We start from the raw sequence: 13,621 nt of genomic DNA, 5'->3' as shown, positions 1-13,621 counted from the left end.
CATTTGCTGAGCGCGTGACTCAAAGGCCAACATCATCTGCCAGCGGGAACAATGCATGTCATGCAAAATCTATGTTAACTGTTCGGGATGGCCACCGACGTCACTAATGAAAATGTAACTAAATGAAGAATATACGTAACTTTTCTATCATCGCCCATATTGACCACGGTAAATCTACTATTGCTGACCGCTTTATCCAAATTTGTGGTGGTCTGACTGCGCGGGAAATGTCACAACAAGTACTCGACTCTATGGATATCGAGCGCGAGCGTGGGATTACCATTAAAGCACAAAGCGTCTCACTGGAATATAAAGCCCGTGATGGTGAAACCTACCAACTGAATTTTATCGACACCCCTGGACACGTTGACTTTTCTTATGAAGTATCGCGTTCTCTGGCGGCCTGTGAAGGGGCCTTATTGGTTGTTGATGCCGCTCAAGGGGTTGAAGCACAAAGTGTGGCTAACTGTTACACGGCGATTGAACTGGGCTTAGAAGTCTTACCCGTACTGAATAAAATCGATTTACCTTCGGCTGAACCAGAGCGTGTTGCTCAGGAAATTGAAGATATCATCGGTGTTGATGCCATGGATGCGGTTCGTTGCAGTGCCAAAACCGGTATTGGTATCGAAGATGTGTTGGAAGAACTGGTAGCTAAAGTTCCTGCACCTAAAGGTAATCCTGATGGCCCTTTAAAAGCGCTGATTATTGATTCCTGGTTTGATAGTTATGTAGGCGTTATTTCCTTAGTCCGTATCGTTGATGGCTCGCTGAAAACCAAAGATAAAATCAAAGTCATGTCGACCGGACATGAATATCAGGTGGATCAGGTTGGTACCTTTACACCTAAGCGCACACCCTGTGATGTGCTGGACTGTGGTGACGTAGGCTACGTTATTTCAGGTGTGAAAGAAATTGATGGTGCGCCGGTAGGTGACACATTGACCCATGCACATCATGGTGCCGATAAGATGTTGCCAGGCTTCAAAGAGGTAACGCCACAGGTTTATGCCGGTATTTTCCCTGTCAGCAGTGATGACTATGAGAATTTCCGCGAAGCTTTATCTAAACTGCGTTTAAATGATGCCTCATTATTTTTCGAACCAGAAAGTTCACAAGCCTTAGGCTTCGGCTTCCGTTGTGGTTTCCTCGGCCTTTTGCATATGGAAATCATTCAGGAGCGTCTGGAGCGGGAATACGATCTTGACTTGATTACCACAGCGCCAACCGTTGTGTTTGAAGTGCTGAAGAAAAATGGTGAAGTCGTTCGCGTTGAAAACCCATCATCACTACCGGATATTGGCACGATCGAAGAAATTCGTGAGCCAATCGTCAGAGCTGACATTCTGGTACCACAAGATCATCTAGGTGCGGTCATTACCTTGTGTGTCGAAAAGCGCGGTGTACAGAAGAATATGCAATACATGGGTAAACAAGTGGCCTTGACCTATGAACTTCCAATGAATGAAGTGGTCATTGATTTCTTCGACCGTGTGAAATCTGTCAGCCGTGGTTATGCCTCGCTTGATTACCACTTCGTCAGATTTGAACCCGCCAATCTGGTTAAGCTGGATATCATGATTAATGGTGAACGTGTTGATGCGTTGTCGTTGATTGTGCATAAAGACACCAGTGTCAGTCGCGGTAGGTTATTAGTAGAAAAAATGAAAGAGCTTATTCCTCGTCAAATGTTTGATATTGCGATTCAGGCGGCGATTGGAGGTCATATTATCGCGCGCTCGACAGTCAAAGCGATGCGTAAGAATGTATTAGCAAAATGTTACGGTGGTGACGTTTCTCGTAAACGTAAATTGCTGGAAAAACAAAAAGCAGGTAAAAAACGGATGAAATCAGTCGGCAAGGTGGACGTTCCACAAGAAGCTTTCCTCGCCGTTTTACAACTGTCAAAGAATTCATAAAAAGGTAGGAGCGTTAAACAGTGAGTTTTCCCGCAATCATGGTTTTACTGGTAGCCATTACTGGCTTGATTTGGTTAATCGACAAGCTGTTCTGGGCCCCACGTCGTGATAATGATGCAAAAGAACCTGTGGTGGTGGAATACGCACGTTCATTTTTTCCGATTATTCTCCTGGTGCTGGTGATTCGTTCATTTATTGCTGAACCTTTCCGAATTCCCTCATCATCGATGGTGCCAACCTTGCACATTGGTGATTTCATTCTGGTGAATAAATTCTCATATGGCATTCGTTTACCCGTTCTTAATACAAAAATTTTCGATACAGGTGAGCCACAACGTGGAGATGTCGTGGTGTTTCGTTATCCGGTGAAAAAACATAAAGACGATCCGGATATTGATTACATCAAACGTGTTGTAGGGCTGCCTGGCGACAAAGTCGGTTATTTCAATAAAACGATTTATATTAATGGTAAACCTGTTGCACAAGATCCGCGCGAAAAGCCGGAAAGCATGATCAATATTGCTGCGCCTGGTTCAGAATTACGCGCTGAGCAATTAGGTGAACATAACCATTTAATACTGGTTGAACCTGGCATTAAACGGGTGGAAGGCGAAACGGTAGTACCTGAAGGACACTATTTTGTAATGGGTGATAACCGTGATAACAGCAACGATAGTCGTTATTGGGGCACTGTCCCTGAAGAAAACCTTGTTGGTAAAGCGTTCCTTGTCTGGATGAGTTGGGACTGGAATGAAGGCGGAATTGTCTGGAATCGTTTAGGTAAGTCCATTGAATAAGGAGATTGTGATGAAACACCAGCGTGGTATGACATTAATTGGCTGGGTCATTGTCATGGCCTTGATCGCTTTCTTTGTCACATTAGCGATTCGTTTGGTGCCGATGTATCAGGAATATTATGGTGTGGTTCAGATTATGGAAGATATGAAAACCGAACTGCGTAATAACAACTTATCCAAAAATGAAGTGCAAACCTTGCTTTCCAAGCGTTTTAATATTGGCTATATCAGCAGTGTAAAGCGTGATGATGTTGAAGTATTTCGTGGTAAGAATACGGCATATGTGACCAAGATTGTCATTGATTATGAAGTCAGAAAACCGTTTTTTGCCCAGATTGATCTTGTGGGACATTTCCACAAAGAAATTGATGTAGAGCCACAGCTATAATGATAACCCAGCGGCAAAAAGCCCTGTGCAAACAGTTAAAAGTAGAATTTAAAGATATCGCCTTCTTACAACAGGCATTAACGCACCGTAGCGCAGATCCAAAAAATAACGAACGTCTGGAATACTTGGGTGATGCTATCCTGAGCTTTGTGATAGCTGAAGAGTTATTTAACCGGTTTCCTCAGGTTAAGGAAGGAAAGTTAAGCCGGTTAAGAGCGTCTTTAGTGAAAGGTGAAACACTCGCTGAACTTGGCCGAGAGCTAAAGTTAGGTGATGTGTTGATACTGGGGCCCGGCGAGTTAAAGAGCGGTGGATTCCGGCGTGAGTCTATTCTGGCTGATGCTGTCGAAGCTATCCTGGGCGCACTTTATCTGGATAGTGGCCTGACCCCGGTTAAAGATCTTATTTTAAGATTATTTGCTGAAAGATTAGATGCGATCGATGTCACAGAAACGGTCAAAGATCCCAAAACACGCTTACAAGAATTATTACAGAGCCGTAAGCAGCCCCTGCCTTTGTATAGCGTGAAAGAATTAAAAACCGATAAAAAACAACCGGTATTTGAAGCTTCCTGTCAGATTACCTTGCTGGATAAGGTGGTGGTTGCTCAAGGTAGCAGTCACCGAAAAGCTGAAAAGAAAGCCGCTGAACGTGCCTTAACTTTAATTGAAGGTAAACAATGAACTCAACACCATTTCGTTCCGGTTATATCGCTATTATCGGTCGTCCTAATGTCGGCAAATCGACATTAATTAATCGTATTCTTGGCCAAAAACTGTGTATTACTTCACGTCGGCCACAAACTACTCGCCATCGTATTCTGGGCATTAAAACCACCGATGAGGGGCAGTTCATCTATGTGGATACACCCGGTATGCACAGTGATGGCAAAAAAGCGATGAACCGTTATATGAATCGTGCTGCGGCTGCCTCGATTGATGATGTGGATGTGGTGTTGTTTGTGGTGGAAGGTCTGAAGTGGACAGAAGATGATCAGCGAGTTTTAAAACGCATTCAACAAGATGCGCGTTCGCCGGTTATTTTAGTGTTAAATAAAGCAGATAAATTATCAGATAAATCTGATTTATTACCACAAATACAAGAGCTTGCACCACAGTATGATTTTGCTGCGGTTGTGCCTATTTCTGCACGAAAAGGCATGAATACCGACGTACTGGAACAGGAAATAGCCAAGTTAATGCCGGAAGGCGAGATGATCTTTGATGAAGATCAGTTAACCGATCGCAGTTCTCGATTTCTGGCCGGTGAAATCGTTCGTGAAAAATTATTCCGTTATCTTGGGCAGGAACTGCCTTACTCACTCACTGTAGAAATTGAGCAGTTTGAGGAAGAAGAAGGCATGTACCGGATCGGCGCTGTTGTTTATGTTGAGCGTAGCGGTCAGAAATCCATCGTGATTGGTAAAAAGGGTGAACAGCTCAAACTTATAGGCCAAGACGCACGACTGGAAATGGAACAGTTATTCGGCTGTAAAGTCTTTTTACAAATCTGGGTTAAGGTGCGTGAAGGCTGGTCTGACAACGAACGTATGTTAAGAAATCTGGGTTATAACGACGATTTGTAGTGGTCGCTTGTGGAGCTGACATCAGCCTTTATCCTACATCACAGACCGTATCGGGAAACCAGTTCACTGGTCGATGTGTTAACGCGTGATCATGGTCGTGTAAGTCTGGTGGCCCGGGGGCTCAGGCAGACAAAAAAACGGTCATCACCGATACAGATATTCCAGCCAGTATGGTTAAGCTGGTATGGCCGGGGTGACTTAGTGACCTTAAGTCAGATAGAAAAAGATGAGCCCGGTTATCGTTTGCTCGGAAATGCCAGTTTGTGCGGGCTTTATATGAATGAATTATTGGTGAAATTACTCCCTGTTCATGAAGCAGAGCCAGACATTTTTGATGCCTATCGCCAGGCTCTCTCCTCGCTCCAGCAAAAGAATAATGAGCAGATTACACTGCGTTTATTTGAAAAAGCCTTACTGAGTCATCTGGGTTATGGCTTGGCCTTAACGGTGGATGCCGAGTCGGGAGAAGCGATTGAAGAGGATGGTATTTATATCTACCACCCTGACAGCGGTCCTCGACGTGTATTCGGTCAGCGTCTGCAAAATACGGTATCAGGACGAAGTCTGCGTCACCTCGAACAAGAAGCCGGGTTTGACGAGCTTAGCCTGAAAGAAATCAAACATATGATGCGGTCAGTGATAAATTATTATCTGGGCGGCCGGCCTTTACATAGCCGTCAGTTATTTGCTGGCCTTAATCAATTTAATACAAAAACAAGCTGAGTTTGGAGATTCATGTCTATTTATCTAGGTGTCAACATCGATCATATCGCCACATTACGTCAGGCCCGTGGTACGCGCTATCCAGATCCTATTCAGGCGGCGATTGAAGCGGAACAAGCAGGGGCTGACAGTATTACTTTGCACTTACGTGAAGATCGTCGACATATTCAGGAACGCGATGTGGCGATGTTAAGCGATATTCTGCAGACAAAAATGAATCTGGAAATGGCGGTAACGGAAGAGATGCTGGCGATGGCTGAAAAATATCGTCCGGCAGATTGCTGTCTGGTACCCGAAAAACGTGAAGAACTGACTACCGAGGGTGGGCTGGATGTAGCGGGGCAATTATCTCGCATGCAGCAGGCTTGTCAGCGTCTGGCAGAGGCAAATGTGCGTGTTTCGTTATTTATTGATCCTGATCTGGCTCAAATCGACGCCGCTGTTGCCTGTGGTGTGCCTGTGGTGGAATTACATACAGGCCGTTATGCTGATGCAGAAACGGATGCAGAAGCCGAGCATGAGCTGGCGATTATTGCACAAGCGGCAAAGCAAGCCCATGAAAGAGGATTACAGGTGAATGCCGGACATGGTCTGCATTACCACAATACACAGAAAATCGCGGCAATACCTGAACTGGTGGAATTAAACATCGGTCATGCTATCGTAGCTCGCTCAGTTTTTACTGGGTTTCAGGCAGCCGTGCGTGAGATGAAACAATTGATGCAGGATGCACGCCGCAGATGATTATCGGCATTGGTACGGATCTGGTTCATATTCCCCGAATGCAGGCCTTACTCGATAAACATGGTGATAAATTTGCTGAGAGAATACTCAGTGATGCTGAGTTCAGTGAGTTCAAATTACAGCTCAAACCAGCTAATTTTTTAGCGAAACGTTTTGCAGCAAAAGAAGCGGCAGCTAAAGCTATGGGAACAGGTTTTCGGGATGGTTTGAGTCTACGTCATATCAGTGTTAGAAATGACCCCCTTGGCAAACCAGAATTACAGTTTGAGAGAGTAGGACTTGAGCTGAAACAGAAAATGCATATTGATAAGGCCATGTTAAGCCTGAGTGATGATCATGAATACGCGATTGCTTATGTCGTTTTAATGGAATCCAATTGATGAAATCTTACCCGACCATTGAAGCCTTTATCGGCCACACACCTTTAGTCAGATTACAACGTATTCCTGGTCATACCAGCAATACTATTCTGGTCAAGCTGGAAGGCAATAATCCCGCCGGTTCAGTCAAAGACCGACCTGTGGTCAGTATGATTCAGCAAGCTCAGCTCCGTGGTGATATCACGCCGGGTGATACTTTAATTGAAGCAACCAGCGGTAATACCGGTATTGCATTAGCGATGGTCACGGCCATTTTGGGTTACCGGATGATTCTGATTATGCCGGAAAATAGTAGTGCTGAGCGTCGTGCTTCCATGAAAGCCTATGGTGCTGAACTGATTCTGACCGATGGGATGGAATCCGCCAGAGATTTAGCGCTACAGATGCAAAAAGAAGGCAAAGGCAAGGTGCTAAATCAGTTTGGTAACTTTGATAATCCGCTGGCCCATTATGAAACAACGGGTCCAGAAATCTGGGCTGATACACATGGTGAAATTACCCACTTTGTTAGTTCAATGGGAACCACGGGTACCATCATGGGCACATCGCGATATTTAAAAGAGCAAAATCCAGCGATTCAGGTGGTTGGCGTGCAGCCCGCTGAGGGCGCTAATATTCCCGGTATTCGTCGTTGGCCTCAGGCTTATTTACCTGAGATTTTTGAACCAGAACGTATTGATATGACATTAGATGTCACGCAAGATGAAGCTGAAACCATGATGCGTCGTCTGGCGGCTGAAGAGGGAATTTTTGCTGGTGTATCATCAGGTGGAGCATTAGCTGCTGCCATGAAAGTCTCTGAGCAGGTAGAAAATGCTGTGATTGTCAGCATTGTCTGTGATCGCGGCGACCGTTATATCTCAACAGGCGTTTTCCCTGCCTGATAATGAAATATCTGACGCTAAAGTCAGTATTCCTGTGGCTATGTATATGGTCATTGCCTGTATTGGCCATTAATACGATTCAAATTAATATTGATCATAGCTGGGCAGAAAAATTTGATGCAAAAGATCTGAAAACCGCTGTCCGGTTCACCTCTGAAGGCCTGAAACTTTCAGGGCAGGCTGCCCAAATCACTTTACCGGCCCCGCTGAATCAATTACACAATGTCACATTTGAGTGTGCTAACGCGGCCTGGCTAACAGAGGGCTTTTCCTGTCAGTCAGGCACCTTACAGTTTTTTCAAGCTGAGTTAGGCCAGCAACGCGTTCAATTTAGTATTGATGCTAATACAGAAGACGAACACTATGATCTGCAGCTACAAAATCTGAAATTAGATGGTGGTACGATAAATCTTGCTGTTAACCTTGCTGAGCAGCATTGGGATGCGGATATTGATGCTCAGAATATCTCGTTATCAGCATTACAGAAATGGCTACCCCAATTCCTGGATAAACATTACCTTGATGCTGTCAATGACTGGCAGCCACAAGGGCAAGTATCTGTTCAAGCACGCCTTGATGGAAACACACTGGGAATTGTGTCTGGCATCGCAAAATGGCAATTCACTGACTTGGGTTTTAGTAATGCGACAGCAAGCCAGGTGGCTGAAAATATCGCGATGCAGGGAGAAGTGTCCTTAGATAATTCGGATGATACTTGGGACTTTGTTGTTTCATCTTCGTTGACTGCTGGTCAGGCCTACAGCGATCCCGTGTTTGTTGATTTATCGGTTTCTCCTATCACACTGAGTGTACAAGGCAAATTTGAAACCCAGACAAATCACTGGACTTTGGCGGATATTAAGTTAAGTCAGTCAGAAGAGTTCAGCTTAGAGGCTCTCGCTGAGGTCACGGATAACGTGCCGACGAAAGTGGAAGCGGATGTCACCATAAGCACGCTATCGTCATTTTATCCAACATGGGTAAAACCTTTTATGGTGGGTACCGCGGCTGCCAATTTACAGGTATCAGGTCAGGTCTCATCATCGCTCAGTTGGTCTGATAAGCAGTATCAGCTCACAGCTACACTGGATAAGGTAAATGTTACGGATAGCCAGCAACGCTACAATGCTGAGAATTTAAATGGCGAGCTGGTCTGGACCAATAAACAAACCCCTTTGGATGGTCATTTATCCTGGCAGCAAGCCAAGCTTTATGCCATTGATATTGGTGCGGGTCAGTTGCATGCACAAACCGTTAAAAATGGCTTTAAATTAGTCGAGGAAACCAGCATTCCTGTTTTGGATGGTGAACTGCAAATTAACCAATTGAGTTTGCAGCAGCAAGAAGATAAGCAGATAACATGGTCATTTGATGGTTTATTGTTACCGATATCCATGGAAAGTTTAACCGAGGCGCTGGGTTGGCCAACAATGCACGGTAAGTTATCTGGCGTGATTCCTCATGTGCGTTATCAATCACATAAACTCACCATTGATGGTGCGTTACAGGTCAAAGTCTTTGATGGCACAACAGTTATTCGTGATTTACGTTTAACCGATCCTTTAGGTGTATTACCACAACTGTATGCCAATATTGATATGAACGATTTGGATTTAGCCTTGTTAACCAAGACCTTTGATGTCGGCAAGATTACCGGACGTGTTACTGGAGAAATCTATAACTTGCGTTTGTCTAACTGGCAACCTGTGCAGTTTGATGCCAAGTTGGCGACCTCTAAAGATAATCCGGGAAAACGCATTATCAGTCAGCGTGCCGTGGATAATTTAACGCAGGTCGGTGGTGGCGCGACAGGGATGATTTCGAGAAGTTTTTTACGTTTTTTTGATGACTTTTCTTATAAACGTTTAGGACTGTCATGTCATTTACGGAATGATGTTTGTGAAATGGCTGGCATCGAAGATGCTGATCAGGGGTACTATATTGTCAAAGGTGGGGGCGGGTTACCACCATGGATTGATGTGATTGGCTATACGCGTAGAGTGGACTGGGCTGATTTATTAGAACGTATCAAAGCGGTACAAAATAGTTCTGGACCCATTATTGAGTAAGGAGAGGTTTATGCATTTAATGAAGTGGTTAACGGGCACGGTGTCGGGATTAATGTTGGTTTCATGTGTCACCATTAATATCTATTTCCCAGCGGCAGCGGCTGAAAAAGCAGCAGACAGAATTATTGAAGATGTGTGGGGCCCAGAAACACAACCTGCAGATACGGCTGAACCTGACAAGCAGGATAAACAATCGTCAACATCAGACTCCAGGCTGCCACTGGCTATGTCTGTGTTGAACTGGATGGTACCGCAGGCTGAAGCGGCAGGTGCGGATATTAATATCAATTCACCTGCTATCAATGCATTACAGTCGAATATGAAAACACGCCATGAAAGTTTGAAGCCTTTCTATAATAGTGGTGCGATAGGGTTAACTGATGATGGTTTTATTACTCTACGTGATGCCAAGTCTGTACCGTTAAAAGACCGTAACCAGTTAAATAGTCTGATTGCCGCCGAAAATAATGATCGTAAAGCGCTCTATGCTGAAATCGCCAGAGCAAACGGTCATCCGGAATGGCAGGATGATATCCAACAAACCTTCGCACAGCGCTGGATTAGTAATGCAGCAAAAGGCTGGTGGTATCAGCAGGGTGGTAGCTGGAAACAAAAATAAATACAGCAGATTGATTATAATAATGACGTCCAGTGGCGTGAAAGCGTCACTGGACTTTTTATTTTTCAGAGATAAGAGATAAAAGATGGCAAGACGTAGCCGCAGACAAAGAATACCGCAAGAACCCGTTACAGCAGAGATTGAGTCGTTATCACACGATGGTAGAGGCATCGCTCGAATTGAAGGTAAAACCGTTTTTGTGGATGGCGCCTTAGCCGGAGAAAAAGTGAACTTTCAATATAGCCGGGTTCTTAAAAAATATGATGAGGCACGTACGGTAGAGGTGCTGTCTGGCGCTGATGATCGCGTAGCAGCAAAATGTCAGCATTTTAGTATTTGTGGTGGCTGCAGTTTGATGCATATGTCACCTGAAGCACAGTTGGCTCATAAACAAGCCACATTGGCTGAACACTTCACTCACTTTGGTAACTTAAGCCCTGAACAGTGGTTAGAACCTTTAACAGGTCCATTATGGGGATATCGTCGTAAAGCACGTTTAGGCGTGAAGTATGTCGCGAAAAAAGAACAGGTTCTGGTCGGTTTCAGAGAAAAGTCTTCACCTTATATTGCCATGCTAGAGCAATGTGAGGTCTTAGATCCTCGAGTGGGTCATCGTTTAACGGATTTAGCGTCATTAATTGCTGGGCTTGAAGCCTATAATCGTATCGCTCAGATTGAAGTGGCGATGGATGATGAGCATGTGGCGTTAGTTTTTCGCAATCTTGATGCATTATCTGAGACGGATAAAAATGCACTGATTAGCTTTGGTTAAAGCAATAATTTATGGATTTATCAGCAACCGGGTGGTCCGGATACCGTGTCCTTATTATGGCCTGAGTCAGCTCAGCTCAGTTATGCGCCGGAAGCAGGGTTGAACTTACAGTTTGATCCGAGCGATTTTACTCAGGTGAATGCCGGTATTAATGAAAAAATGATCCAGCGAGCCATGAAGTTACTGGACGTACAAGCTGATGATCGCATTCTTGACCTATTTTGTGGCTTAGGTAATTTCACTTTACCTCTAGCCAGACGAGTTAATGAAGTGGTTGGTGTCGAAGGTGATGCGGCTCTGGTACAACACGCTAAAAATAATGCACAGCTTAATGGCTTAAAGAATGCTGAGTTTGAACTGGCCGATCTGACACAAACCGAGCTCAAAGATTATCCTTGGGCAGAAAAAGGCTTTAATAAGATTTTGCTGGATCCGCCCAGAAGTGGGTCGTTTGAAGTTTTACATCAACTCGCTGCATTAGGTGCTGAGCGTCTGGTGTATGTGTCTTGTAATCCGGCGACATTGGCACGTGATGCCGGTGAGCTGGTTAATCAGCATGGCTATATTATGGAATCAGCAGGCATTATGGATATGTTTCCTCACACAACACACGTTGAGTCGATAGCCGTTTTTACAAAAAAACGTTAAAAATTTTATAACTAGTACCAAGGTACAATTGTCCTGATCAAAACTAAGGTAATACAATGCATCGCACTGGGAGTTATTCCCATGTTTTTATCAAATATTAAGGGTGGTATTTGATAAAAAAGTCTGTAGATGGCTGATTAATTTTACGTTTTAGTACCAAAGTACAATTGTTCAGCTAATGACGAATCACTAATATGTATTCTGCAGGTAGTGATTGCATATTGAACAGTTAAGCCAACCTTGGTGTGAGCCATGTGACGGAAAGCCACGGATCTTTTTTAAAGATGGCCGGGTTGCATAGTAAATAAGGATAATTCTATGAAATTTTACAAATCGGCTATGTTAGTAGCTGCTATGTTGCTAGGTTTTTCAAGTGTTGCTTCAGCAACGTTTTATCATGGTGGGCATCATCATGGAGGTTGTGGTAATGATGGTTCAACATGTGATAACCCTCAAGCTTATTCAACGACATTAAACGCTAAAGTAACTAACGAAGATTATGATTACTGGGGAACTTTCTGGGACTCTTCAGAGGCGTATATGAGCTTTGAAGCCATCAATGAGCCTACTTTAGAAATTACTTCGGCTACTTTATCAGTTAAATCAAATGCCAACGGTTCATGGTTCTCTGATGGTTTATGGACATTAGATAATTATTTCCCATACCTGACATACGTTGGTAAATTAGATGGTGGCGTTGATGTATTTCAACTAAGTTCAAACTTATTTGACGAAGTGCTTGCTGGTATCACCTTCAAAGCTATTTTTGATAAAATAAAAGAAGATGTTTTCTGGGCTGAATTAACAGTGGATGGTACATACTGCCCACCTGTAAGTGAAGTACCTGTTCCAGCAGCATTATGGTTATTTGGTTCTGGTTTGATGGGCTTTACAGCGATGCGCAGACGTAAAAAAACTGCCTAAGCTAAGACAGAATACCGTATGATAAAAGCCGCGATTCCATCGCGGCTTTTTTTATGGCTGAACAACTCAAAAATAAACTCAATACTGCAGCAGTTCATGTGCTAGGCTCACTGATTGATTCAGTGTGGCCAGACTTTGCTATGACTGATTTTATTGAGACAGCATTACTCAAACTGGATGAACTGGAGCTCAAAGCACGTGCAGACTATCTTGCTAGGAGTTTGCATGTTTACCTGCCTGATGATTATGTTGATGCGATAGCTATTCTGTTACAGGCTTCTGAATACCTTAGAGAAGAACAGTTTTCTGGTTGGGAACATTATTTAGCCTGGCCATTAATTGACTATGTTGCTTTATATGGCATCGACCACCTCCATGTTTCTTTTGCTGCATTAGAAAAATTAACCCCATTATTTACCGGCGAGTTTGCCATTCGGTTTTTTCTATTGGCGCATTTTGAAGAAACCTATTTGCAAATGCTGCAGTGGGCTGAACATGAGAATGAACATATCAGACGATTAGCCTCTGAAGGCATTCGACCACGTTTACCTTGGGCACCACAATTAACTGATTTACGTGATGACCCAACACCAATATGGCCGATTCTTGAGAAGTTAAAAGGTGATCACAGCCTCTATGTCAGGCGTTCTGTTGCTAATAACATCAATGATATTAGTAAGGATCATCCTCAAATGGTGATTGATATTTGTTCAGAGTGGAAACAAGCAGCTTCACAAAACATAAACTGGGTGATTCGCCATGGTTTACGGAGTTTGGTGAAACAGGGAAATGCTGATGTTTATCCGCTGTTAGGTTTTAGTCAGTCGGTGGATATTGAACAGCCATTACTTCGTCTTTCCCATAGCCGATTATTATTAGGGCAGGCGCTGGTGCTGGATTTTCGGTTACGAAGCAAGCAGGCGCAGTATGTAGTACTAGACTACCGGATACGTTTTGTTGGGGCTGCTGGAAAAATGACGAGAGAAAAAGTCTTTAAATGGAAAAATATACGTTTAGCAGAAGGCGAATATCTCCAAATGCAAAAACGACATACTTTACAGAAGATATCGACCAGAAAATATTACCCGGGCATACACGAGGTTGAGTGCCTATTGAATGGCCAGTGTATTGCCCGGGCGAGTTTTGAGTTGCTTATGCCCTAAAGGCAT

13 protein-coding genes, 1 pseudogene and 1 riboswitch are annotated in these 13,621 nt (G+C 43.9%); all 14 genes and pseudogenes read left to right on the top strand.

Annotated features, from left to right (window positions below; genetic code table 11):
- The first annotated feature begins 122 nt into the window (after nucleotides 1-122).
- The 14 genes and pseudogenes from lepA (at nucleotide 123) to MAMP_RS08820 (ending at nucleotide 13,615) form a co-directional block, all read left to right on the top strand.
- Nucleotides 123-1,919, top strand: a complete 1,797-nt coding sequence (lepA, locus tag MAMP_RS08885) for a translation elongation factor 4 (protein ID WP_007145690.1) — start codon at nucleotides 123-125, stop codon at nucleotides 1,917-1,919.
- 20 nt (nucleotides 1,920-1,939) lie between these two features.
- Nucleotides 1,940-2,716 (top strand): signal peptidase I, encoded by a 777-nt coding sequence (gene lepB, locus MAMP_RS08880; protein ID WP_007145689.1) that lies wholly within the window; start codon nucleotides 1,940-1,942, stop codon nucleotides 2,714-2,716.
- Between the two features lie 10 nt (nucleotides 2,717-2,726).
- A complete protein-coding gene (locus tag MAMP_RS08875; RefSeq protein WP_007145688.1) occupies nucleotides 2,727-3,104 on the top strand; it encodes a DUF4845 domain-containing protein in 378 nt (125 codons plus the stop codon).
- Entirely contained in the window at nucleotides 3,104-3,787 is a 684-nt protein-coding gene (gene rnc / locus MAMP_RS08870; protein ID WP_007145687.1) for a ribonuclease III, read from the top strand. Before MAMP_RS08875 ends, rnc begins: the two co-directional genes overlap by 1 nt.
- Entirely contained in the window at nucleotides 3,784-4,689 is a 906-nt protein-coding gene (era, locus tag MAMP_RS08865) for a GTPase Era (protein ID WP_007145686.1), read from the top strand. Before rnc ends, era begins: the two co-directional genes overlap by 4 nt.
- Before the next feature lie 9 nt (nucleotides 4,690-4,698).
- Nucleotides 4,699-5,412 (top strand): DNA repair protein RecO, encoded by a 714-nt coding sequence (gene recO / locus MAMP_RS08860; protein WP_007145685.1) that lies wholly within the window; start codon nucleotides 4,699-4,701, stop codon nucleotides 5,410-5,412.
- A gap of 12 nt (nucleotides 5,413-5,424) precedes the next feature.
- Nucleotides 5,425-6,156, top strand: coding sequence for a pyridoxine 5'-phosphate synthase (gene pdxJ / locus MAMP_RS08855; RefSeq protein WP_007145684.1), 732 nt, complete (start codon nucleotides 5,425-5,427; stop codon nucleotides 6,154-6,156).
- Nucleotides 6,153-6,536: a holo-ACP synthase gene (acpS, locus tag MAMP_RS08850; RefSeq protein WP_007145683.1), complete on the top strand. Its 384-nt coding sequence runs from the start codon at nucleotides 6,153-6,155 to the stop codon at nucleotides 6,534-6,536. The genes pdxJ and acpS overlap by 4 nt, the downstream gene beginning before the upstream one ends.
- Nucleotides 6,536-7,420 carry a cysteine synthase CysM gene (gene cysM, locus MAMP_RS08845; RefSeq protein WP_007145682.1) on the top strand — a complete coding sequence of 295 codons (885 nt, stop codon included), beginning with the start codon at nucleotides 6,536-6,538 and terminating at the stop codon, nucleotides 7,418-7,420. The genes acpS and cysM overlap by 1 nt, the downstream gene beginning before the upstream one ends.
- A 2-nt stretch (nucleotides 7,421-7,422) precedes the next feature.
- Nucleotides 7,423-9,489, top strand: a complete 2,067-nt coding sequence (locus tag MAMP_RS15700) for a translocation/assembly module TamB domain-containing protein (RefSeq protein ID WP_050797527.1) — start codon at nucleotides 7,423-7,425, stop codon at nucleotides 9,487-9,489.
- Between the two features lie 10 nt (nucleotides 9,490-9,499).
- A complete protein-coding gene (locus MAMP_RS08835; RefSeq protein ID WP_007145679.1) occupies nucleotides 9,500-10,108 on the top strand; it encodes a YdbL family probable chaperone protein in 609 nt (202 codons plus the stop codon).
- 85 nt (nucleotides 10,109-10,193) lie between these two features.
- Nucleotides 10,194-11,528: pseudogene (rlmD, locus tag MAMP_RS08830) on the top strand (23S rRNA (uracil(1939)-C(5))-methyltransferase RlmD).
- Between the two features lie 223 nt (nucleotides 11,529-11,751).
- Nucleotides 11,752-11,829, top strand: a riboswitch (cyclic di-GMP riboswitch).
- 17 nt (nucleotides 11,830-11,846) lie between these two features.
- Nucleotides 11,847-12,452 (top strand): VPLPA-CTERM sorting domain-containing protein, encoded by a 606-nt coding sequence (locus MAMP_RS16420; RefSeq protein WP_007145676.1) that lies wholly within the window; start codon nucleotides 11,847-11,849, stop codon nucleotides 12,450-12,452.
- Between the two features lie 53 nt (nucleotides 12,453-12,505).
- On the top strand, nucleotides 12,506-13,615 hold the full coding sequence (locus MAMP_RS08820) for a hypothetical protein (RefSeq protein ID WP_007145675.1): 1,110 nt from the start codon (nucleotides 12,506-12,508) through the stop codon (nucleotides 13,613-13,615).
- The last annotated feature ends 6 nt before the right edge of the window (nucleotides 13,616-13,621 follow it).

It is taken from the genome of Methylophaga thalassica MP, assembly GCF_000214595.1.
Taxonomy (GTDB): domain Bacteria; phylum Pseudomonadota; class Gammaproteobacteria; order Nitrosococcales; family Methylophagaceae; genus Methylophaga; species Methylophaga thalassica.
The sequence above is the reverse complement of the archived record's forward strand: the minus strand, read 5'-3'. Positions and strand labels throughout refer to the sequence as shown.